Source organism: Methylobacterium sp. GXS13 (assembly GCF_001455965.1).
In the GTDB taxonomy this organism is placed as follows: Bacteria; Pseudomonadota; Alphaproteobacteria; order Rhizobiales; family Beijerinckiaceae; genus Methylobacterium.
Genome location: NZ_LKKO01000003.1, coordinates 1 through 987 on the forward strand (window position 1 = coordinate 1; position 987 = coordinate 987).

Annotated in this window: 1 protein-coding gene; it reads right to left on the reverse strand. The window is 62.7% G+C overall.

Features of this window, described 5'->3' with window-relative positions:
- On the reverse strand, window positions 1-187 hold a 187-nt coding region (locus tag AO398_RS03895), incomplete at its 3' end, for an NAD-dependent epimerase/dehydratase family protein (protein ID WP_152997400.1).
- Window positions 188-987: the final 800 nt, after the last annotated feature.

Here is a 987-nt window from a genome sequence, read left to right on the forward strand (position 1 = left end):
TGGTCTGGGTGACCAGCGCCTGGTCGGCGACGTCGCCGACCACGAGCTTGACCCCCTCGGGCACGGCCCAGTCGAAGCCGGTGGAGAGATCGTCGAGCACCACGATCTCCTCGTGGCCGGCATCCAGCAGCGCCAGAACCATGTGGCTGCCGATATACCCGGCCCCGCCCGTCACCAGAACCGCCATGTCACTTCTCCCTTGTACCCGCGACCAGCCCTGTTTGATCGTCCGGACCGAGCCGTCACGTCGCTTGGGCCGCCAGCCTTGCTTCCGGTTGATGGCGCTCACGCCGATTTCATCCGCCACCCGAAAAAGGGCTCGGCTCATCCCTGCTCTGCTCCGCGCGAGCACCCATCCCGTCATCGGGATGCGTAGTCTTCACCGATGCCGCCGATCGGCCGCTCCGTCCGGCCCCCGTCCCCCTTGTAAGCTGAGCGCCAGCCTGGGCCGAGGTCTGCGACGGCACAAGCCGGTAACCGAGGCTGCCGATATCGGTCTTGCGTGCGCCGCACCAAAGGAAACGGAGCCATCTCGCGGCCGACGCCTATACCGACACTATACCGTCTCACCCCCAAACCGGGGTTTCTACAGCCTGATCTTTTCTCAAGTTGCCCCAAGGCCGCGCCTTATTTAAGTCGAAACATTGCATAACCGCATAATATGAACCCGGTTTAGACTATCCTCATCGGTATAGCCCAGCTTGTAACAGCGCGAATAATTTGTTAGAAAGACACTATTAACGAGTTGTTAACCAACTCACCGACACCGTCCGTCAGGAAGCGAGTCCATGTTGCGTGAGGCCGGCCCCCCTATCTCCCACCTCGCTTCTGCGCCGCACCATAGGGTTGAGATGTCCGACGTGGCCGATCAGATTGCCGGTCAGGTGAGCGGGGTGGCGGAGGCGATGCTGCCGGAGACGCCGTTTGTCGCGCGGGGGCTGCGGCTCGACTGGGCGGCCAAGCGCGGTCTCGACATCGGGGTGGCTT